Annotated in this window: 18 protein-coding genes and 1 pseudogene; 9 read left to right on the top strand and 10 right to left on the bottom strand. The window is 40.1% G+C overall.

Going from position 1 to position 20,902, the window contains the following annotated elements:
- Positions 1 to 35 precede the first annotated feature (35 nt).
- Entirely contained in the window at positions 36 to 1,955 is a 1,920-nt protein-coding gene (locus PSI06_RS17005; RefSeq protein ID WP_273604444.1) for a methyl-accepting chemotaxis protein, read from the bottom strand.
- Between the two features lie 164 nt (positions 1,956 to 2,119).
- Entirely contained in the window at positions 2,120 to 3,592 is a 1,473-nt protein-coding gene (gene ilvC, locus PSI06_RS17000; RefSeq protein WP_273604443.1) for a ketol-acid reductoisomerase, read from the bottom strand.
- Positions 3,593 to 3,731: 139 nt separating this feature from the next.
- On the opposite strand from ilvC, the gene ilvY reads away from it, so the two are divergent.
- The 6 genes and pseudogenes from ilvY (at position 3,732) to PSI06_RS16970 (ending at position 9,129) form a co-directional block, all read left to right on the top strand.
- Positions 3,732 to 4,637, top strand: a complete 906-nt coding sequence (gene ilvY, locus PSI06_RS16995; RefSeq protein WP_273604442.1) for an HTH-type transcriptional activator IlvY — start codon at positions 3,732 to 3,734, stop codon at positions 4,635 to 4,637.
- Positions 4,638 to 4,758: 121 nt separating this feature from the next.
- Positions 4,759 to 5,803 (top strand): annotated as a pseudogene (locus PSI06_RS16990) (GGDEF domain-containing protein).
- 111 nt (positions 5,804 to 5,914) lie between these two features.
- Positions 5,915 to 6,769, top strand: coding sequence for a MipA/OmpV family protein (locus PSI06_RS16985; protein WP_407073078.1), 855 nt, complete (start codon positions 5,915 to 5,917; stop codon positions 6,767 to 6,769).
- A 13-nt stretch (positions 6,770 to 6,782) separates the two neighbouring features.
- A complete protein-coding gene (locus tag PSI06_RS16980; RefSeq protein WP_036963332.1) occupies positions 6,783 to 7,151 on the top strand; it encodes a DUF3019 domain-containing protein in 369 nt (122 codons plus the stop codon).
- A 14-nt stretch (positions 7,152 to 7,165) separates the two neighbouring features.
- Entirely contained in the window at positions 7,166 to 7,858 is a 693-nt protein-coding gene (locus PSI06_RS16975; RefSeq protein WP_024031826.1) for a response regulator transcription factor, read from the top strand.
- A gap of 23 nt (positions 7,859 to 7,881) precedes the next feature.
- A complete protein-coding gene (locus tag PSI06_RS16970; RefSeq protein WP_273604440.1) occupies positions 7,882 to 9,129 on the top strand; it encodes an ATP-binding protein in 1,248 nt (415 codons plus the stop codon).
- Between the two features lie 309 nt (positions 9,130 to 9,438).
- Here the strand turns inward: PSI06_RS16970 and PSI06_RS16965 are convergent, their stop codons facing one another.
- Both PSI06_RS16965 and PSI06_RS16960 read right to left on the bottom strand, forming a co-directional pair.
- On the bottom strand, positions 9,439 to 9,663 hold the full coding sequence (locus tag PSI06_RS16965; protein WP_273604439.1) for a DUF3820 family protein: 225 nt from the start codon (positions 9,661 to 9,663) through the stop codon (positions 9,439 to 9,441).
- A 404-nt stretch (positions 9,664 to 10,067) separates the two neighbouring features.
- Positions 10,068 to 11,642 carry a cation:proton antiporter family protein gene (locus PSI06_RS16960; RefSeq protein ID WP_273604438.1) on the bottom strand — a complete coding sequence of 525 codons (1,575 nt, stop codon included), beginning with the start codon at positions 11,640 to 11,642 and terminating at the stop codon, positions 10,068 to 10,070.
- A gap of 266 nt (positions 11,643 to 11,908) precedes the next feature.
- On the opposite strand from PSI06_RS16960, the gene PSI06_RS16955 reads away from it, so the two are divergent.
- A complete protein-coding gene (locus tag PSI06_RS16955) occupies positions 11,909 to 12,652 on the top strand; it encodes a sporulation protein (RefSeq protein ID WP_273604437.1) in 744 nt (247 codons plus the stop codon).
- Between the two features lie 58 nt (positions 12,653 to 12,710).
- Positions 12,711 to 13,160 carry a GNAT family N-acetyltransferase gene (locus PSI06_RS16950; protein WP_273604436.1) on the top strand — a complete coding sequence of 150 codons (450 nt, stop codon included), beginning with the start codon at positions 12,711 to 12,713 and terminating at the stop codon, positions 13,158 to 13,160.
- Positions 13,161 to 13,261: 101 nt separating this feature from the next.
- On the opposite strand, the gene PSI06_RS16945 is transcribed toward PSI06_RS16950, so the two are convergent.
- The 6 genes from PSI06_RS16945 to PSI06_RS16920 form a co-directional block, all read right to left on the bottom strand.
- Positions 13,262 to 14,614 (bottom strand): sodium-dependent transporter, encoded by a 1,353-nt coding sequence (locus PSI06_RS16945; RefSeq protein WP_096739947.1) that lies wholly within the window; start codon positions 14,612 to 14,614, stop codon positions 13,262 to 13,264.
- A 471-nt stretch (positions 14,615 to 15,085) separates the two neighbouring features.
- Positions 15,086 to 16,378 (bottom strand): HAMP domain-containing sensor histidine kinase, encoded by a 1,293-nt coding sequence (locus PSI06_RS16940; RefSeq protein WP_055253011.1) that lies wholly within the window; start codon positions 16,376 to 16,378, stop codon positions 15,086 to 15,088.
- Between the two features lie 17 nt (positions 16,379 to 16,395).
- Positions 16,396 to 17,103: a response regulator transcription factor gene (locus PSI06_RS16935; RefSeq protein ID WP_029773446.1), complete on the bottom strand. Its 708-nt coding sequence runs from the start codon at positions 17,101 to 17,103 to the stop codon at positions 16,396 to 16,398.
- A gap of 192 nt (positions 17,104 to 17,295) precedes the next feature.
- Positions 17,296 to 17,679, bottom strand: coding sequence for a DUF3019 domain-containing protein (locus PSI06_RS16930; protein WP_273604435.1), 384 nt, complete (start codon positions 17,677 to 17,679; stop codon positions 17,296 to 17,298).
- Entirely contained in the window at positions 17,669 to 18,526 is an 858-nt protein-coding gene (locus PSI06_RS16925) for a MipA/OmpV family protein (RefSeq protein ID WP_273604434.1), read from the bottom strand. Before PSI06_RS16925 ends, PSI06_RS16930 begins: the two co-directional genes overlap by 11 nt.
- A gap of 86 nt (positions 18,527 to 18,612) precedes the next feature.
- Entirely contained in the window at positions 18,613 to 19,416 is an 804-nt protein-coding gene (locus PSI06_RS16920; protein ID WP_029773447.1) for a hypothetical protein, read from the bottom strand.
- Between the two features lie 136 nt (positions 19,417 to 19,552).
- On the opposite strand from PSI06_RS16920, the gene PSI06_RS16915 reads away from it, so the two are divergent.
- Positions 19,553 to 20,677 (top strand): serine hydrolase domain-containing protein, encoded by a 1,125-nt coding sequence (locus tag PSI06_RS16915; RefSeq protein WP_004587347.1) that lies wholly within the window; start codon positions 19,553 to 19,555, stop codon positions 20,675 to 20,677.
- Positions 20,678 to 20,902: the final 225 nt, after the last annotated feature.

The following is a 20,902-nucleotide window of genomic DNA, read 5'->3' as shown; positions in this document are numbered from 1 at the left end:
GCGTAGGTGGTTTATTAAAGTGTTACAAAACGTGTTTAGTGGTGTTTTTCAAAGGTGGCTACGAGTGCATCAAGCGCTTGAGCGCTATTTGCTAAATCGCGAATTGCTTGCTCGGTGTTTATTTGCTCATTCATAGCACGGTCACTAATTTCACTTATTTGCTCAATATTACGTCCTACATCAGCAACCACGTTACTTTGCTGCTCAGTTGCGGTGGCAATTAAAGTAGCCATGTCGTTTATTTGATTTGCTGTTTCGCTTATCGCATCAAGCAATTCAACAGAGCTTTGCATTGCGCCTACGCTTTGTTGGGCTTTTTGCTTAGATTGACTGATATCGTTTACTACATCTTCAGAAATAGTGGTTAGCTCTTCAATCATTGACTGAATTTCGGTGGTTGATTGCGAGGTACGATTAGCAAGCGCGCGTACTTCATCGGCCACCACTGCAAAGCCTCTACCATGCTCACCAGCCCGTGCCGATTCGATGGCTGCGTTTAAGGCCAGTAAATTAGTTTGCTCAGAAATACCGCGAATAGAGTCAACAATACTCGCTATATCAATTGTTTTTTTAGAAAGCAGTGTTACTTGTTCGGTAATGCCGTCAATGTCAGTGGCAAGCGCTGAAATTGTAGCTTGGCTTTGCAGTACTTGCTGATGGCTTTGGCTGGTGTTTTCTTGACTGCTTTGCGTTAACTTGGCTGCATTAGCCGCACTTTGTGCTATTTCTTGTACAGTTGCGCCCATTTCGCTAATGGCTGCAGCTACCGAAATGGTTTGCTCTTTTTGATTATCAATAGACTGCGAGTTGTTTTTTGCTTGTTCAAATACATGATTAGAACTTTGGCGTATTTCTGTACTTTCGTTGGCGACTTGCTTTATGGCAGTTTCAATTTTATGAATAAATTGGTTAAAGCCATGGCTTAAATTGTTTAGCTCTGGCTGATTAGACTCTGGCAAACGGTACGCTAAATTAGCATCGCCTGATCCTAAACGTGAGAACAGTTCGGCCATATCCGAAAGCGGTGACGCTAAAGAACGTGCTAACAAGTAACTTAGCATGCTAGCAACGAGGGCTATCACTAGCGTAAAGGTAAATATTTGCCACTCCAATGTACCTACAGTCGCAAACACCTCACTTTTAGGTACTTGGGCTAATACGTATAAGTCGGTATTGGCTATTGGCATGGCTGCTAAAAATGTGGCTTCGTTATTAAGTGATAATTCTGTAATTGCAAAACCAGAGGGGTTATATAAAGTACTATGAACATTATTGCCATAAAGTGTGTCTATGTTTACTTTAGCCACTTTATTTGCATCTTTATGTAACTGAATTAAGCCGCTTTTATCTGCAATAAACACAAAGCCTGTTTGCTCAATTTTAAATTGTTGTAATAGCTTTTGCATGTCGGTGATGCTTTTTGCAAGCCCCGCTAATCCAAGCCCATTTGTTTGTTGATGATTTACAAACATTTTTACATCAGTCGGGGATTCTTGATAAATACTGATTGAGTACGGATTATTTGAGTTGGTAAAGCCAAAAAACCACCCATCAGCCGCGTCGTTTTTAAGCACGCGTAAAAATCCGTGTTGGTTCCAATATTGTGCTGTATCACGGTTAGCCCACGACGCCGTTGCTAAATCAAACTGCTTTGCTACGCGGTTTAATTCTTTAAGCAGTAGTGTGTCGTCTTGGTTATTTGAGCGTGCCCACTCTAAGATAAATTCATTTGATGATAGTTGCTGTGCAGCACCTAGTAGTTCGTTTATTTCGCCACCAATTTGATTACTAATACTGTGTAATTTGCTGGGTAGCTCAGATTCAATCATACGTCGTTCTATAATATCTTCAGAGCTATATAAAGACGTTAAACCAATTAATGCAGCGACACAGATTGCAATGGTACTGCCTAAAATGGTGATTTTTTGAGTGATAGTTAGGTTTTTTATCGTCATATTATTTAACTTTACAACTAGGTAGATAGCCATGTTAGCACATTATTAATTAAGCGCTAATTATTGCAATATATCTAAAAGGGTATACACGCTTTTTATTATTACTAGCACGAAAAAGCCCACAGCGTATGCATGTGGGCTTGGTTTCTAACAAGCGAAACTAGTTATACAATTTTCTTCATTGCTGACATGTAGCCGCGTAGTCTAGCGCCAACAATTTCAACAGGGTGCTCACGTAGTGCAGTGTTAATTTGAATCAATGTTTGGTTATCTACTTGGTTACTTTGCTCATTTAAGCCTTTACCAATAACATCGGTGTCGATGTTTTTCATAAAATCGGCCAATAATGGTAAACACGCATGGTTGTATAAGTAACAGCCGTATTCTGCAGTATCAGAAATAGTACGGTTCATTTCGAATAACTTTTTACGTGCTATTGTGTTGGCAATTAATGGTGTTTCGTGTAAAGACTCATAATAAGCCGACTCGTCAATAATACCTGCTGCAGTCATGGTTTCAAATGCAAGCTCAACGCCCGCTTTAACCATAGCAACCATTAAAATACCGTTATCGAAAAACTCTTGCTCAGAGATTTCTACATCACCAGCAGGGATTTTTTCAAAGTTAGTTTCGGCAGTTTCTGCACGCCATTTTAGTAAGTTTGCATCGTCGTTTGCCCAATCTTCCATCATTACGCGTGAGAAAGTACCGTCGATAATGTCATCTTGGTGCTTGTTATAAAGCGGGCGCATAATAACTTTAAGTTCTTCGCTTAGTTCAAACGCTTTTACTTTTGCAGGGTTTGATAAACGGTCAAGCATGTTAGTAACGCCGCCGTATTTAAGGGCTTCGGTAATTACTTCCCAGCCGTATTGAATTAGTTTTGATGCGTAACCCGCATCAATGCCTTTTTCAATCATTTTATCAAAACATAAAATTGAACCGGTTTGTAACATGCCACACAGAATTGTTTGCTCGCCCATTAAGTCTGATTTAACTTCAGCGATAAATGATGACTTAAGTACACCGGCACGATGACCACCGGTACCCGCAGCGTAGGCTTTAGCTTGTGCTAAGCCGTGACCTTGTGGGTCGTTTTCTGGGTGAACAGCAATAAGAGTAGGTACACCAAAGCCGCGTTTGTATTCTTCGCGCACTTCAGAGCCAGGACACTTAGGAGCAACCATGATTACCGTAATGTCTTCACGAATTTGCATGCCTTCTTCAACAATATTAAAACCGTGCGAGTAAGCAAGTGTAGAGCCTTGTTTCATTAAAGGCATAATGGCAGTTACAACGACCGTATGTTGCTTATCAGGTGTTAGGTTTAATACTACGTCAGCGCTCGGAATTAGCTCTTCGTAGGTGCCTACAGTAAAACCGTTTTCAGATGCATTTAGGTATGATTGACGACGCTCATCAATTGCTGATTGACGTAACGTGTACGATACATCTAGGCCTGAGTCACGTAAGTTTAAACCTTGGTTAAGACCTTGTGCGCCACAGCCAACAATAACCAGCTTTTTACCTTTAAGTGCATCAACACCATCGGTAAATTCACTTGGGTCCATAAATTCACATTGCGCTAATTGAGCTAATTGCTCGCGTAAAGGTAAGGTATTAAAATAATTCGCCATGTTAGTGTCCTATAATTCGTGTTTGTTAGATGCAAAGCGTATTTGCTTTGCTTAAACACACCATAAAAAAAAACTTTGCTTGCGTAAAATGATATATTTGCACTAAAGTATTTCAAAAAATGAAACGTAGGGGCGTGTAATGGATCATAAGCATTTAAATTACTTTTTAGCGTTAGCTAAAACGCTCCATTTTGCCAGGGCGAGCGAGCTGTGCCATATAAGTGCACCTACTTTAAGTCGTAATATTAAGCAGCTTGAAGATGAGGTCGGCGTTGCTTTATTTATACGCGATAACCGAAGTGTAAAATTAACTAAAGAAGGGGAGTCGTTTATTGATTACGCCACCTCTACACTGGCTAATTGGCAGCGCTTTAAAGCGAATGTGAAAGACCCAACCCAGCATATTTACGGTAATGTGAGTATTTATTGCTCAGTCACCGCCTCGTATAGTTTTTTGCATCAAATATTAGAACAACTCCGCGCGCAGCATCAGCATATAGAAATAACGCTCAATACCGGCGATCCGGCGTTGGCAATAAACCGAGTACTGGATGCCCATGAATCAATGGCTATTGCTGCACGGCCAAGTAAACTGCCTGCCCAAATTGCTTTTGTTAATATAGGCCACTCTCCACTGGTTCTTATTGGACCTAAAATTCAATGCCCGATCAGCGAAAAAATAGCGAAAAACGCCCCACAAATCGATTGGTCAGAACTGGAGTTTATTGTACCTGAGCAAGGTTTTTCTAGGCAGCGGTTAGAGCAGTGGTGGCGGAAAAATAATGTGCATGGAAAAATTTATGCGCAAGTGGCTGGGCACGAAGCTATGGTGTCTATGGTGAGCCTAGGATTAGGTGTCGCCATGGTTCCCAAAATAGTGCTAGATAATAGTCCGCTACAAGACAAGGTACACGTACTGCCCAGTGAAAATTACCAGCCAGAAGGATTTGATATTGGTTTGGCGGTGCTAAAAAAAGAGCTTAACGACCCAGCAATCAGTGCATTATGGAATATTGCACAAACTTTAGGCGCAAATGTTATTTAAGCTTTTAACGATTAATATAATTCAGTAAATAGTATGATTAACAGTTGCGTATGAGTTTACTATTACTTAACATGAAAGCTTAATAATAAAAAATAATGACGCACGAGAGTTTATAATAATTATGGATCATGCTGTATCGCTCGCTCATTCTGCTCAATGTTTAAAAAAAGCAATTCCTCTGATGGTAAAGTACCGAATGCCGGTAACGCCTATCAATTACGCTATTTGGTATTGCTATGTGCAAGGCAGTAAGCCAGCATTAAATGCTGAGCTTGATCACGTCATTGCTGAGCAACAAACATGTACTCAAAATAAAGCAAAAGAAATTTTTGATAAGCATTTAAGCGAAGAGGACTTAGTGTTTTTTCAAGAAATGGCAGATCGCTTCCATGGCACTATGGAGCAAGTACAGCATGATATAAGCGTTACCCTCGATCATTCTAAAAGCTTTACCACGTCGTTGGTAGATTCTCAAAATGAGTTGGCAGGTTTAGCTAATGTAAATTCGTTCAACGAAATACTCGGTTGTGTTGAACGTTTAACCGACGAGTCGGTGGCTATGCAAGACTATGCGCGAGAATTTCAAACTAAGCTTGCGGTAGCCTATAACGAAATTAAAGATTTAAAAGAAGCACTTAACCTCTCTCAAGAAGCAGCCGATACAGACCCCCTGACAGGCTTTTTTAATAGAAGAAAGTTTGATGATGATATTCAGCAGTTTTGTCAAACCTATTCAGAGCAAGCTGACGAGAGCGTATTGGCGGTACTAATCATGTTTGATATTGATCACTTTAAACGTTTTAACGACGATTTTGGTCATCAAAAAGGCGATGAAGTACTTAAATTAGTAGCCAAAAAAGTTTCGCAAAATATTTCCGATAGCCTGAATGTTTACCGCTATGGTGGTGAGGAGTTTTGTATTACCGGGTATTTTGACAGCATCAACGAGATTATGGTGTTTGCTGATAAAATTCGTTTAGATATTGCCTCATTAACTATCCGTAAAAAAGACGATGTAAATTCTAAACGTGCAATTTCTGCAAGTTTTGGGCTCGCTATTTTACGTCCATTCACGAAAGGTTCGGTACTTATTGAGCGCGCCGACCGTGCTTTATATAGCTAAAACACATGGTCGCAACCGTATTGAAATAGCCCCTGATATTTAAATGTGATACGCATGTATAAAAATTGTGAATGATTGTAACCAGGTGGCGCACATTTGTGCTTACCTTGCTAGTATGGGTCACTTACTTATTTTACTCATTTAGATTAGGTTAATGCGGCTCAATACTTTTATTTACATTTTTTGCTTTGTGGTGTGTCTTATTTGCGTGCCTAGCACAGCTTCGCAGGCCTACAACGAACAAGAGTATGCGCAGCAACATATTACTGTTAAGAAGTGGCATGTAAATCTAAGTGTCGGCGCGGGTGTTATTTCCAACCCTCTGCATGGCGGAAAAAACGTCCCGCTCCCTGTGATCCCGAGAATTGCTTTTTATGGTGAGCGTTGGTTTTTCGATAATGGTCGCCTTGGCTACACACTTAAAGAAAATCAAAAGCATCATTTTAATATCGTTTCAGAACTGAACGCAGAGTCACGCTTTTTTATTGATTGGCATCCTAATAACCTCTTTGTTTTACCAGCAACCGCAGGTGCTTCTGCATTAGCGCAAAATAATCCCCAGCCTAAAAAAATAAATATTGATAATCGCCATTTAGCCCTAGATGCCGGGGGAAGCTATCATTATGTGCAGCAAAACCATGTGCTATCGATACAGTTATTACACGATATAAGTAATGTTTATAACGGTACTCGGGGCGCTATACAATGGCAGTACCACAGTGAAGTAGGGCGTTTAAAGTTAAAGCCAACGCTTGGGGTTAACTATAAATCAGCTGAATTAAACAGCTACTATTATGGTTTAAAAGCACACGAAACCTCATTAGGTAAAATTGACGTTGGTAGTAGCTGGCAACCTTATGCTAAAATCGACGCCAGTTGGCCATTGAGTGAGGCTAACAGTCTTCGTTTTCATGTAGCATATTACGACTATTCAGCTATGGATGGCAGTCCGCTTTTTGAACGTAACTATTCAATGACTGCTTTTATAGGATTCGATCATACTTTTTAATATGAAGTATTTAATGTTGATTGTGCTTACAGTTTTTCTGTTTAGCCCTCCCGTTGTAGCGCAAAATGCGTCTTTAAAGGTCTCTCCCAAAGTGTGTGTTGTGTCTGAGCAGCAAGCGTTTTGCGATCTCGATTTAAAGTTTAATTGGCAGCAACCATCGCCAAGCGATGCATGCCTGTACCAACAAAACAAACTGATTAAATGCTGGCAACAGCAGGCTGTTGGTGAGTTTGAGTATAAAGCGCGTGTTCAGGTAGAGACCATATACTCCTTAATCAATCCTCATACCGGTGTGTTAATTGCTAAAACACACGTTGAAGTGCAAAGTGCTGATGCTAAAAAAAGTAGGCGCAGGCTTCGCTCTCCATGGAGCTATTTTTAATTTAGGAGCAACTCATGCCAAAAATTTTACTTGTTGAAGATGACCTAGGTTTACAACAACTAACAAAAGATTATCTTGAACATAATGGCTTAGAAGTAGACGTATTAAGCCGTGGTGATGAAGTATTTAGTTATCTTGAGAATAACGCTGCTGATTTAATGATTTTAGATATTATGTTGCCAGGTAAAGATGGCTTTAGCGTATGTCGACAAGTACGTGATAAGTTTTCGTTGCCAATTTTAATGCTTACTGCAAAAGGTGAAGACTTTGATCAGGTGATTGGCTTAGAGCTTGGCGCAGATGACTATGTGGTAAAACCTGCAGAACCGCGTGTTTTACTGGCGCGTGTAAATGCATTACTGCGTCGCGGACAACCCGTGGTTAAGGCCGCAGAAGAGATTCAGTTTGGTGATTTAGTCATTGATAAAACCAGCCGAATTGTTAAATTAAACGAAAACGAAATAGTACTTACATCCCATGAGTTTGAGCTATTATGGCTACTTGCCTCAAATGCAGGCGAAGTACTAAGCCGTGAACATGTTCATCAACATATGATTGGCCGTCAATACGATGGGCTTGACCGTACCGTTGATGTACGCGTGTCACGAATTCGCAAAAAGCTAGGTGATAACAGCGATAAACCTTACCGTATAAAAACCGTGTGGGGGCAAGGTTACTTGTTTGTATCAGACGCCTGGGAAAAATAATATATGAAGGTAAATAAGGAATAATGGGCAAACTATTTATAAGTTTATATGTTTATATCATTGTTTCTTTATTTATTGTTAGTGGTGTTATAGAACAAATTTGGCCTTACGAAGAGACGCAGCAGCAAGTGCTGTTAGATGATGAGTTTGGCCAAGCACTTTGGTTATTATCGCAAACCGATGATGGTCTAGATAAGCTAAAACACAGCTTTGAAAGCCAAGTTATTGCCCGCAAAGATCTTATTTTACCCCTTAAGCAGCAAGCCTCATTAGATAAAAACCATTACCTGTATCTGTATGATAAAAAGCAGCGCATAGTGTGGTATGTTGAGCTTGGTGATAACAAACTACTTCAAATTGGTCCTGTAGGCGTTATAAAAGCACCTGAAAGCTCTGTTATTCCGTATTTAATGTTACTGGCTATTGTAGGGTTACCTGTGGGGCTGTGGAGCTTTTTACTATGGCGTGATTTTTCTAAATTAAGCCATGCGTGCGAAGCGGTAGATGGCTCGCAAGACTTTAACTTAAGCAGTCCTTCTAAATCGTTTTTTTTACCCGTTACTGATACTCTAAAAGTAATGCAGCAGCGCATAGAGCATCTTCTTAGTGCGCAACAAGAACTGACCTCCTCTGTATCTCATGAATTTAGAACGCCCCTTGCACGATTAAAATTTGGTATAGCCATGTTAGAAGAAACACTGCAATCGGAAAAAGGGCAACATTACCTAACTAATATGCAGGCAGATATAAGCGAACTTGAAGCGCTAGTGTGTGAAATGCTTGAATATGCTCGGCTTGATTCGCAGCAACCAAGCTTAGCTAGAAGCGACGTTGATTTGGCTGCTTTGACACAACCGGTCATTAATAAGCTAAATTTTGCAAGCGACATAGAGTTTAATGCGGTGTTACCACAGGCTCTAGTGTACAAGTGTGATGCGCACTTTATTGCGCGTGTAATGCAAAACCTGGTGGGCAATGCGTTAAAGTACGCTGTTAGTCGTGTTGATGTCACACTCAAAGCGCAGGGTGATGCAATTTACTTTATTGTGGAAGATGACGGAGAAGGTATTTTAAAAAGCGACAGAGAAAGCGTATTTAAACCTTTTACTCGTTTAGATAAAAGCCGTGATAAAAGCACAGGGGGCTTTGGTTTAGGCTTAGCCATAGTGGCAAAAATTGTATCTTGGCATAAAGGGCACTATGCAATAACAGACTCACAGCTTGGTGGGGCAAAGTTTATAGTTACCTTACCTAATACCTATCCACAATAATATTTAAACATTTTGTGGGGCCAAATGTGTCGCTACCTACGTTAAAAAATTCTCATTTACGACTGCATGAATGCAGAAGATAGAGCAATGCAGGAGCAATTGCCGAGAACAACTAAATAGAAAATTTTTTGCCTAGCTATCAACACGTTTTTCCATCCTCAAAATAGATCACTTTATTATGCGGATTGGTATAAAAGCAACTTACCTAAAAACGCCAGACATAAAAAAAGCGCCTAAGGCGCTTTTTGTGGTTAAAAACCAAAATCAACAAGTAGCAAAATAGTAGACCCGGCTACGTGGAAAAAGTTCTCAATTATTTTTTATTTTTTTAAGTAGGGGCATCAGCATTTGCTCAAGCCCGTTTAATTTAACCTCGTACATCATTGCAAGCTGCGCTCCGAGTTTACTTTCTGGAAACCCTTGCTGTTTAAACCACACTAGGTAGGGCTCTGGCAAAAGCAATAAGGGTCTGCCTGCGTATTTTCCAAAGGGCATAATTGTATTAATAGCGAGCTTGAGTTCGGCAGTATCCATAATAAGTCAGTAATTGATAAAACGTATAATAGTAATACTACTGCTTATTAATAATAAACGCATTAAATAGCGGCTGGGTAAGCGGGCAAGTAAACAGAAATAAAATAGGCTGTGACGGGCAAGAAACAGCCTATTGAACGAGGGAGTAGGCCCTCTGATTGAATAAATTTGTGTTGATAAATAAATGCTTACCTTGCATTAATTAGCTGGAGTCTAATTATGTGACACAGGTGCGAAGGCGTTTATTTAAACGACACCGGTAGTTTATCTGTTTTTTTTACAGATAGAGAGAAGTAATGTAAAGGAATGTAAATAAAATGAGTTTTTAAACTAAAACTAATAAAAAAGCCTTATTAAAAATAAGGCGTTTTCATTTGGTTGTTTTATTGTTTAGTATAAAAGTTTTATTTTTCAAATAGCTTTTGCTTTACGTGCTCGGCAAAACCACTTCCTGCTTCTAAATAAAAGTTATAGGTCGAGTTCACGCCCATTTGTTCAAGCTCTTTTTGTTGATCAGGGTAATTGGCGATAGCTGTTACTTGGCCGTTATAGCCTGAGGCTTGTAATTGCTCTAGTGCAAAAATATTTTGCATATGCTTTGGCATAGCTAACATGACCATTTCAACATGAGAGTGGTTAACGCGCTGCCAAAAGTCAGGGTCGGTGGCATCGGCAAGGAGTACCTTTCGATTGCGTTTAATATGTTTTTCTACCACCTCTGGTTTTATATCAATGCCCGCCACTACATTAGGGTGAGTCGCATTTATTGTTTCGTAGGCACCTGTACCTATGCGGCCCATACCAAATATAACGATTTTAGTGTCGTTTAGATTAACGGGTAGCTCTTCAGCTAAGCGGGTTTTGCTTTCGAATTTTAATAACCAGCGCTCAATTTTTACGTATAACTCGTTTGAGCGTTTATTAAGAGGCGATGCAATAACAAAGGTAATAGACACCGCAATAGCCATTACCGCCAGCCACTCTGAGGTGATCATGCCTGTAGAGGCTGCCACAGCACACACAATAAGGCCAAACTCACTAAAATTAGCAAGGCTAAATGCAGTGAGTAACGAGGTGCGCGCTCTGAGTTTAAAGGTATTCGTAAACACATAATAAAGTAAGGTTTTAACTGGCAGCACAAATATAAGGATTAACGCTACAATTAATGAATTAGCTGTAAGCTCTGCGTTTAAACCAATACTTAAGAAAAAACCGACCAGCAAAATATCTTTTAAATTAAGCAGCGACTTTGAAAGCTCTCCTGCCTTTTTATGTGGCGCAAACATCATCCCCATAATGAGCGCGCCTAAATCGCCCTTTAAACCTGCAAAATCAAATGCGTTATAACCGGCTACCAACGCAAAGAAAAAGCCAAATAACGGCAATAGCTCACCATGTTTAGAGCGGTTAAGCACTGCATACATAAGCGGGCGCACTAAAGGGAGTGCAATAATTAAAGCAAGAGCCCACATATTAGGTACTTTGCCGGTGCTAATGGCTAAAAATATAACCGCAAAAATATCCTGCATAACTAAAATGCCAATGGCTATTTTTCCGTGTAGGCTTGCCATTTCACCGCGCTCTTCAAGGACTTTTACCGCAAATACAGTGCTTGAAAAGCTTAGCGCAAACCCAACTAATAAGGCACTTTGCCAGCTTAAATCAACAAACATAGGCATAGCAAAAATACCTAGCAGTAACATAAAGCCACTAAATAATGCACTGCTAAAAATAATGTGTAGGGTAGCGGGTGCCCATACTTGGGGCTTGATTAAGCTGTTTACTTTAAGTTTTAAGCCAATACTAAATAAAAGAAGTGTTACACCCAGTGCCGCAATGGTATCGAGTAGTTCGGTGCTTTTATAGCCAGATAAATTTAATGCAAAACCGGCAAGTAAAAAGCCAATAAGGGGAGGAAGTTTTAATTGATAAACACCAAAGCCACAAACAAACGCGGCGGCAAAATAGATTAGTTCCATAATTCTTCATATCACTTCATTTGGGATTGCAGTGTAGCGAAAATTTTATACCATTGAAAATAAAAATAGCCCTAAAAATGAGCGCGTTTAATCAATTACTTGCCCAGCTACGTATAAAAAATGCACATTAAACACGTATTTAATCGTAAATAGCATGTAAATAACATTTTTTCACTGACATTGGCTTTTAAATATGGTTAAGATGCTTTAACGAAGGAGTTTAAGCTTGAGCAACAAACTGAGCCGCTCAGCTTAAGGAGATAGATATGTTTAAAAAGATTTTAGCGTCGGTAGGTATTGGCGCTGCAAAAGTAGATACAATTTTAGAAACTGAGCATCTTCAGCCAGGGCAACTTTTTAACGCTAATATCGTTATAACTGCAGGCGATGTGGCTCAAGAAATTGCTGGTCTTGATTTGTTTTTAATGACTCGCGTTAAAGTTGATGGCGAAGAAGGTGAGTACTTTACTAATCACGTAATTGATCAGTGGCGTATAACCGACATAGGCACCATTGAGCCAGGCGAAGTTAAAAGCATTCCATTTGAAGCGCGCCTTCATCCAGAAACGCCAATTACCGAAATTAATGCCGGCTACAACCAATCACATGTATGGATTGAAACAGGCCTTGATATTGATTTAGCACTAGACCCTACAGATAAAGACCATTTGCATATTTACCCTAACGAAGCTGTTAAAACCTGTATGCAAGCAATGGATAAATTAGGGTTTAGTTTATTAAAAGCTGATGTTGAAAAAGGCCATTTACGTGCGCCTACTTTTCAGTCGGTATCGGGGTGTTATCAAGAGTTAGAGTACAAGCCTAATAGCCGCAGCTTATTTGGTATTAAAGAAATTGAATTATCGTTTGTACCAGAAGCACACAAAACGCATGTTTTAATTGAGCTGGATAGAGCATTTAGAGGCGATGGTTATGTTGATTTGACCATAGAGCACGACCATGTGAATTTATCGCAGTTGTGCGACCAATTAGAACGTTTGTTTGCCTAAGTAATGCGTAGTTTAACTAAACCCAGCTTAGGCTGGGTTTTTTATTTTAGGATTTTATATGTCGTTTAAATGTGCGCATTTTGATGCGCTTGATACGCGTACTTTATTTACGATAATGCGCGGCCGTGTTGATGTATTTGTAGTAGAGCAAACATGCCCTTACCCAGAGCTTGATGAAGTAGACATTAACCCTAGTACTCAGCATTTATATGCAATTGCAGATAATAGTTTATTAGCTTATGTCCGCTGCTATGAAAAAAACGAGCAGTACAGTGCAATAGGCCGTGTACTGATTTGTAAAAGTGAGCGAGGTAAAGGGCGGGCTACTGAGCTTGTAAATGCGGCCATAGCATGTTGTAAAAAGCAGTGGCCACACCGTCATATTTATATAGGCGCACAAACCTATTTATTAGCATTTTATCGCTCTTTTGGCTTTACAGAAGTAGGGGAGCAATACCTAGAAGATGGCATCCCTCATCAAGATATGGTGCTAAATACACTAAGCTAATTTATGACGAGTAAATTTAAGCTATTAAAAAGCCCACTTAACGCGTGGGCTTTGCTTAATTTAGTACTTAACCTGAACTCGGGTAAGTTAAAAATAACGTTTTAACTTAACACCGAATGTAAAAACACAGCACCAATAGCTATAGGGCACACAAACTTAGTGTATACAGGCCATACTTTCCAGAATAGTGTGTTATGAACCTCAGGGTTACCTTGCTGTATTGCTTTTAGTAGTGAGCCACGGTACCAAATCCAGCCAACAAAAATACAACACATTAAGCCAAGTAAAGGCTGAGCAACTTTAGTTGTTAGAGTGATTACTAAACCAAATAAGCTTCCTAAGTTACATACTATGGTAATGCTCACTGCGCTTATTAGCGCGCCAATTAGCCATGTTGCCTGCAGGCGGCTCATTGCAAAGCGCTCCACAGTATACGATACCGGCGCCTCTAACATTGAAATAGAGGAGGTAAGTGCGGCTATACTCATTAGGGCAAAAAATGCAAAGCCTATAAATAAACCCACAGAGCCCATACCATCAAACAATGCTGGTAACACTTGAAACACCAGTGTGTCTTCAGAGAGAAGTTTGCCTGTAGATGAAAAAATTTCTACGCCTTGAGCTTGTGCGACATACATGGCTGGTATAATTAAAAGGCCCGCTACAAACGCGATAAACACATCTATTAATGTTACATATGCGCCTAGCGTGACTAGGTTTTCTTTTTTACTTATGTAAGAGCCATAAATAATCATCACGCTGGTGCCTAATGATAAAGAGAAAAACGCTTGGCCGAGTGCACTTACGAGTAAATTTGCATCAAATATAGATGAAAAATCAGGCACTAAATAGGCTTTAAGCCCTTGCATAGCACCTTCTTGGGTCATAACGTAGGCAATTAAGGCAAATAAAATACCTAAAAGAGCAGGCATCAGACGCTTAGACCATTTTTCTATGCCGTTTTCTACGCCACGACTAATAATAGCCACGGTGAGTATAATAAATATCACTGTAAAAATGATGTTTCGTGAAAGTGACTGCTCACTTAACCACGTTGAAGCTTGGTTTGCACCAGCTAATGTAGTGATAGGTTCAATTGTTGCGCTGAGCATCCAGCCTGCCACAATGGCATAAAAACTTAAAATAAAGCCCGCACATAAAATCCCGCCAAAACCCACGATAAAAGCAAAGCGCTTTTGCCACGCGTGTGATGTTATTTTTGTTAAAGAAGACACCGCATTAGCTTGTCCGTGGCGGCCAATTATAAGCTCAGCCATAAGTGCGGGGTATGCTAAAAAGAACGCGAGTACCAAATAAGCGACTAAAAAAGCGGCACCACCATTACTTGCTGTTTGGGTAGGAAACCCCCAAATATTACCTAAACCTACTGCAGAGCCTGCGGCGGCCATTATAAATCCAAAGCGAGAGCTAAACTCACCTCTAACTGCGCTCATATTGTTGTACTTCTCTATTTTTTGACGGCGCTGACAATCTACTGGAATTGCAAATAAATAAAAAGTACTTATTTGCCCAATTGTGACAATAATTATCGTCTGTGATGTCTATCATGCGATGCATTTAATTAATGTTATCAGCAGGTTTAGAATAAGGAGTTGATTTTGTGTAATAAATTTTAGGGCCTGTTTACCTTTCGAGGTTAAATTTGCAGCAGTCTGTTTGGTGTTTAGGCAAGGCAGAGCCTATGTAGTGTGGTTGTTCCCCATAAATAGGCGATAACGACGTATAAATGCCAAACAGGCGCTGCCCTAAGGGTTCTGCCTAGGGGCTATTTACTCTTTGTTACTCGGTTTTTACGTAGCCCACTAGGTTACAAACCTCGCGCCGCGATTAAACAGCCCCTAGATAGAACAAATTATAACCCTAAAAGGCCAACAGGCCCTAATTACAGTTGTGTAAATAATATTTTACGAATCGTGATGCTGGCCAATTTTAAGGGTAAAACACGCCCCTTGAAGCCGCGCACTTTTACTAACGCTTACACTGCCGTGATGCCAATCTGCCACTTTTGCAACAATGGCTAACCCTAAGCCATAACTTTTATCAGCACGGTTACGGTGGCTCTCTTCTCTAAAAAACGGGCTAAAAACGTTATTAAAGTTCTCTGGTGCGATGCCTGGGCCATCATCTTCAACTGTAATATATAAATAATGCTCATCGCGCTTTGCACTGACATAAATAGTGTCTTTTGCAAAGTCGCAGGCATTGCCAATTAAATTACTAATAGCCCGGGCAAGCCAATGTAAGTCAGCAAAAACCATATCGTCACTACTGTTTAGTTGTATTTTTAGTTGGCTGGTTTCAATTTTAGGCGAAAGCTGTGTAAGTAAATCTTCTAGATAGTGCGATAAATTAGTTTGCGAGTAGGTGAGCTGGTTGGCATTTTGCTCAAGGGTTGCAAAGGCTAAATAGCTTTTAAGCATTGATTCCATATGATCAAGATCGTTTTCCATACGCACAAGGTATTGTTTAACTTTAGGCATATCTGCGCTGTCGAGCGCAGCATCTAAGCCAAAGCGTAAACATGCGATAGGGGTTCTAATATCGTGCGATAAGCTCGATGCCATTAATTTGTTTTCCGCCACGAGCTTTTCTATTTGGCTAGCCATGCGGTTAAATGTAAGCTCAACATCTCTTATGTAGGTAAAGTGAGAGACCTTTATTCTCGCTTGCACATCTCCTGCGGCAAATTTTTTAGCCGCATCGTTTAATACTGTTAAGCGTTTAGCTAGTGGGGCAATAATAAAGCCCATAAAAATGCAGAGCCCAGCATAAAACAATAAAGTTAAAATAATATCGTTGCGCTGATCTGTTTCAAAGCCTTTATCTAGGCGCATGGAAAGATGATAAGGCGACAATACTTCGCTACTGTAGAGCATATAAAAACCTTGCTGGTCTTCTAAAATAAGGCCGCTTTGGGTATGCATTTGTAGTATTAAAGACGGCGGCAGGGCAAGGGATTCATTGTTTTTGTAATCAAGCTTTACATTAAAGTCGTTTGCCAATTGCTTTACATAAGCTGCGCGCTCTGAGGTCGCTACACTACTCAAATGTTTACTAAAGCCGTTGATCATTTGGCTTTGTAGGCTAAATTCATCATGCGGTGTTTGAGTTTGTTGGCTAAATGCATCGATTAGCCAGCCCAATACAACAATAGAAAGCAGCGCACTACCGAGTAGTGAAATGTAAAATTTTTTCATTTAAACCGCCATGGTTACTATTCCCACGCAGTGGCAACAAGTAAATAACCACGCCCCCAAATTGTTTTAATTTTTTCTGGGTTTTGCGGGTCATCATGAAACTTTTTGCGTAGCGCAGATATTAGTACATCAACACTTCTATCAAGCCCATCGTATTCACGGCCTTTGGTTGCTTTAAACACAGCATCACGCGAGACTACTTGGCCTGCATTACTGGCTAAATAGTGCAGTAGGAGGTACTCAGCACTAGAAATAGCCATATCTTGATTATTAAGCGTTACACTGCGTGATTGAGTATCAATACTGAGTGCGCCTACAGTAATCACACTCTCGTTAGTGGCTACTTTAGTCGGTTCGCTGGTAAGGCGCAGTGCTGCTTTTATACGGGCAAGTAATGCACGAGGGCGCACTGGCTTCATGATGTAATCACTCGCACCTACTTCTAAACCAATTACTTCATCCATTTCATCATCGCGGGCGGTTAGCATAATAATGGGCGCGGTGTAAAAGCTACGTAGCTCTCTGCACACACTTATACCGTCTTGGCCTGGCAGCATAATGTCGAGCAGCACAATGTTAGGGTTTAAGTTTTTTACCTGGCTTATTACTTCATCGCCGCGGTGGCAAACATGGGTGGTATAGCCTTGCTCGGTTAAGTACTCTGCAACCCATTGGGCTAAAGAGGTGTCATCTTCAACTAATAAAATAGTGCCGTAATTATCCATAAAGCTTCCTTAGTGTTAGAGGGTTGCCGTGTGTGTGAAACTCGCCCTTAAATAACCCTAAGGGCTGCATAAGTTTGGGATTTGTGCTGTGTTAGTGCCTATTTAGGTGAACAACCACACTTTATAAGCGCTGACTTACTTAATTACCAAACACATTGCTGTAAAATCAATCACGAAATGTCATACCTCTAATTAGAACAAGCGCCAGCGGCGTTTTTTTTGTCTATTTTGATAAACCCACTGCAGTTTAACCTCTGTTGTGGCAATAACTTGGGCTGTATTACTATCAAACAATTCAAAAGAAACACTTTGCTGGGAGTCGAAGGTATATTCAAATACGCCTTGGTGCTGCTTTAACCAGCATTGCATTATATATTTTGATGTTGCGTCTCTTAGGCAGTAATTACCAATAGTTGGTTGCTGCCAGCTAAGGGTTACATCAGCGTAGCAATTACGGCCCTCACGTAGTGCAACACAAGTGTCGGGCAGCGCAATTAATGGGGCCGTTTTATCTGTTGTTTTTGCAGATGAAATAGCAGGGAAGATCAATAATAAACAGATCCATCTAAAATACATAACGTAGGCCTACCTTGGCTTTATGTTGATACCCTTGAGAAATAATGGGGCTGTCGTCTATTTCTTTTGAAAACCAAGTTGTTAACCAGCCAGACAAAAACACCCAATCTTGAGAAATAGGGTACTCAGCATGAAACTCAAACATAATACTGGTACTGCCATTAGGGGTGTAAATAGGGCGATTAGCGGTGGCTTCGTCTGCATCTATACCAAAGTAATAGTTAGTAAAACTGCCCGAATAAGCGCTAATACCCACCCCAGATCTAAACTCCCAATTACGCCATGGCAAAATATGGCTAAAAAAGGTGTTAAACACCCAGCCATTATGTGTACCTGTAATATCATGTAAAAACTCAAACGAAATTTGCGAGTTTTCAAAGCGGCGCGTTAATCTTAGCCCAGCATCAAAATCGTAATTACGCGATTTTATACCCGCAAGCTCTTCTATTACACCGTGGTTGTAAAAACCTAAACCTTTGTCATCAAAGCCAGCCTGAGTATTGGTGCCTAATATATCCAAGCCCCAATCAAATTTATCTATAAGGCTGTAACCCACAACTAAGCCGCCGCTTAATTGGTTATGATCAAAGTCGAGATAAAAGTTTTCGTAGGAAATAGCCAGGCTTAAATCGAGTTCAATGCCATCGTCGTAGGAATCAAGGCCAATTAGGTAAGAGTCTTCTACATAATAACCAGCCCCAGCGCTCCAATCCCACGCAAAGCCTTGGGTGGGCTCTAGCGTGTTATCAGCATAGTATCGATTGCTTGCCTGGCTTTGAAAGCTCAAAAAAATGGCGCAAAGCAATACGCTATTAATAAAAGTATGCTGTAAGAAAGGGTTTTTCATCCCTGGGGACCTAATTATTATTTGTTATTAAGCGTATTATATTGGTAAGTGAATCCTTGAATCTGTAAAAAATGTAGTTTTTTACGTTATTGCACTTTTATTTTGTCAATTAAAATACTGCTTAAGTAATATTGCATCATAGGCGTTAAGGCACTCACCTCTGTGCGCGTACATGGGCCTTGTAGTTTAGTTAAGCTGCTTAATTTAGTAATAGTTTTAAAGGGCGGTACAGTTACTTCCTTACCTGCGCGCGCTATACGGGCTTGCTCGGTATTTTGTTGATGTACAAATGTTGCCACTTCTAACTCATTAGTAATTTTTTGCTCTTGGGCAAAGCTAAACAATAAAGGCTCACGGTGGAAGCTTGCGCTGTCTATTGATGATTTTGCAAACCACACCACATCCCCAGAGGCGCGGTGCGTAATGCGCATGCTCACTTGCGCTAGTATGGTGGCGCATTGCTGGGTAGGGTATTGCTGCGCTACTTTGGCAAATAAAGGGTACGGGTTTTCAGGTTGAGTTAACGCATATTTTGTATCGTCAGTAAATGCTAAATCTAACTGATGAATAGCTAACGTGTAGTCACTGTTTTTGCTATCAGTCACTTCTAAGCCTTTATCGTTCAAAGCTTGTGTTATTTGCTTTAATAGCGTGTCTGTTACGCTTGCTTTATCGGTTGTAATACGCACTGTTTGGCCGCGTGTTACTTTGTGCGCCGGTAACTGTACAGACTTAACTTTTGGCGATGCGTGCTCTGTTTTATACTCAAGCTGGTAAGTTTCGCTCTTTAATGTTGGCTTTAACGGTAAAGCCAAAGGCTCGGCCGGCTGTTTGGTAATTGCACAACCTGCTGATAATAATATAAAAAGTGATACAACTATAAAACGCATAAATACTTAACATCCACTTAAAAAGCCAATAATCGCAACATTGTACGTTAGTCCTATCAAAACTTCATGATATTATGCACATAGATGTAGTTAAAAAAGAATAAATTTGTAACGAATGAAGTATCTCACTAATTTTATGTATGTTTGGGTCGCTATTTGTCTATCTTTACCGCTTCAGGCAATAGCTAAAGCAGACTCAAGCTGGGATGGATTCGTAAAACAGTATGGACGCTACGCAGAAAAAAAACTCAACAGTAAAGGTATTCCTGGCGCTGCGCTTTCGATAGTGAGTATTGGTAACGCTGATTATATCCACACCATGGGCCGCACTAAGGCAAGAAGTGGCACACAGGTTAACCGCCACACCCGCTTTAGGTTAGCTTCTGTGTCAAAAACATTTGCAGGGTCGTTAACTGCAAAGCTTGCAAGTGAAGGGTTAATAGATTTATTTAAACCGGTAAGTGAGTATATACCTGCCTTTAAAGGCACTGTTTATAAAGATAATTTAAAAGTATTTCACTTATTAAGCCACTCCAGCGGTTTGGTTCCTAATGCGTATGACAATTTAATCGAATCAAGAATGAATTACCCCGATATTGTCGAAAAGCTATTAACAGTAAAGCCCATTTGCGAACCAGGTCAATGTTATGGCTATCAAAATGTGATGTTTAGTTTAATTGATGATGTTATTTACAGCAGTACCAATAAAAAATATGACCAGTGGCTGCAAGAGGGGATTTTTACACCATTAAAAATGAGCGATACCAGCTTAGGCTACGATGCAATGGTGCAGGATAAAAATTATGCGCTGCCGCACGTTAGAGGCAAAAAACGTTGGTACACAGCCAAGCTGAAAAAAAACTATTATAAAGTCGGCCCTGCTGCGGGCGTAAATGCAAGTGCCACCGATATGGCAAAATGGTTAAATGCGCAATTAGGGCAAAACCTAGATGTACTTTCTTTAGATGCACTTGCTACACAAACACGTCCTTATACACTTACAAAAAAAGAGCGTTATAGACGAGTATGGAAAAAGGAATTAGAACAAGCTTATTATGGATTAGGCTGGCGTGTTTATAACTATAACGATGAAACGCTTTATTATCATAGTGGCTGGGTGCAAGGCTATCGCAGTGACTTAGTGGTTATACCGCATTTAAATGTGGGTTTTAGCTTGATTGTTAACGCGGAAACAGGCGTGATAAATGAATTAACTACTGAATTTTTAGACCGTTTATTAAAATACAAACGCACTAAATAAAACAGGCCTAAAATTGCCTAAAAAGCGCCGTGCTTTAAATTTATTGTTTAAAGGTAAAAAGCATAAATAAGTACATATAATAAAAAAACCAGCTTAATGCTAATGCCGATCAGTTAAGAAATATTTTAATGATCAGTTGACCGATCTTCTATAGATGTAAGAATCCGATGAGCATTTGCCATCGGATTTTTTTATGAATATTAAAACAGCTTTAGACACCGCATT

This window comes from Pseudoalteromonas sp. GABNS16E (genome assembly GCF_028598715.1).
In the GTDB taxonomy this organism is placed as follows: domain Bacteria; phylum Pseudomonadota; class Gammaproteobacteria; order Enterobacterales; family Alteromonadaceae; genus Pseudoalteromonas; species Pseudoalteromonas atlantica.
The sequence above is the reverse complement of the archived record's forward strand: the minus strand, read 5'-3'. Positions and strand labels throughout refer to the sequence as shown.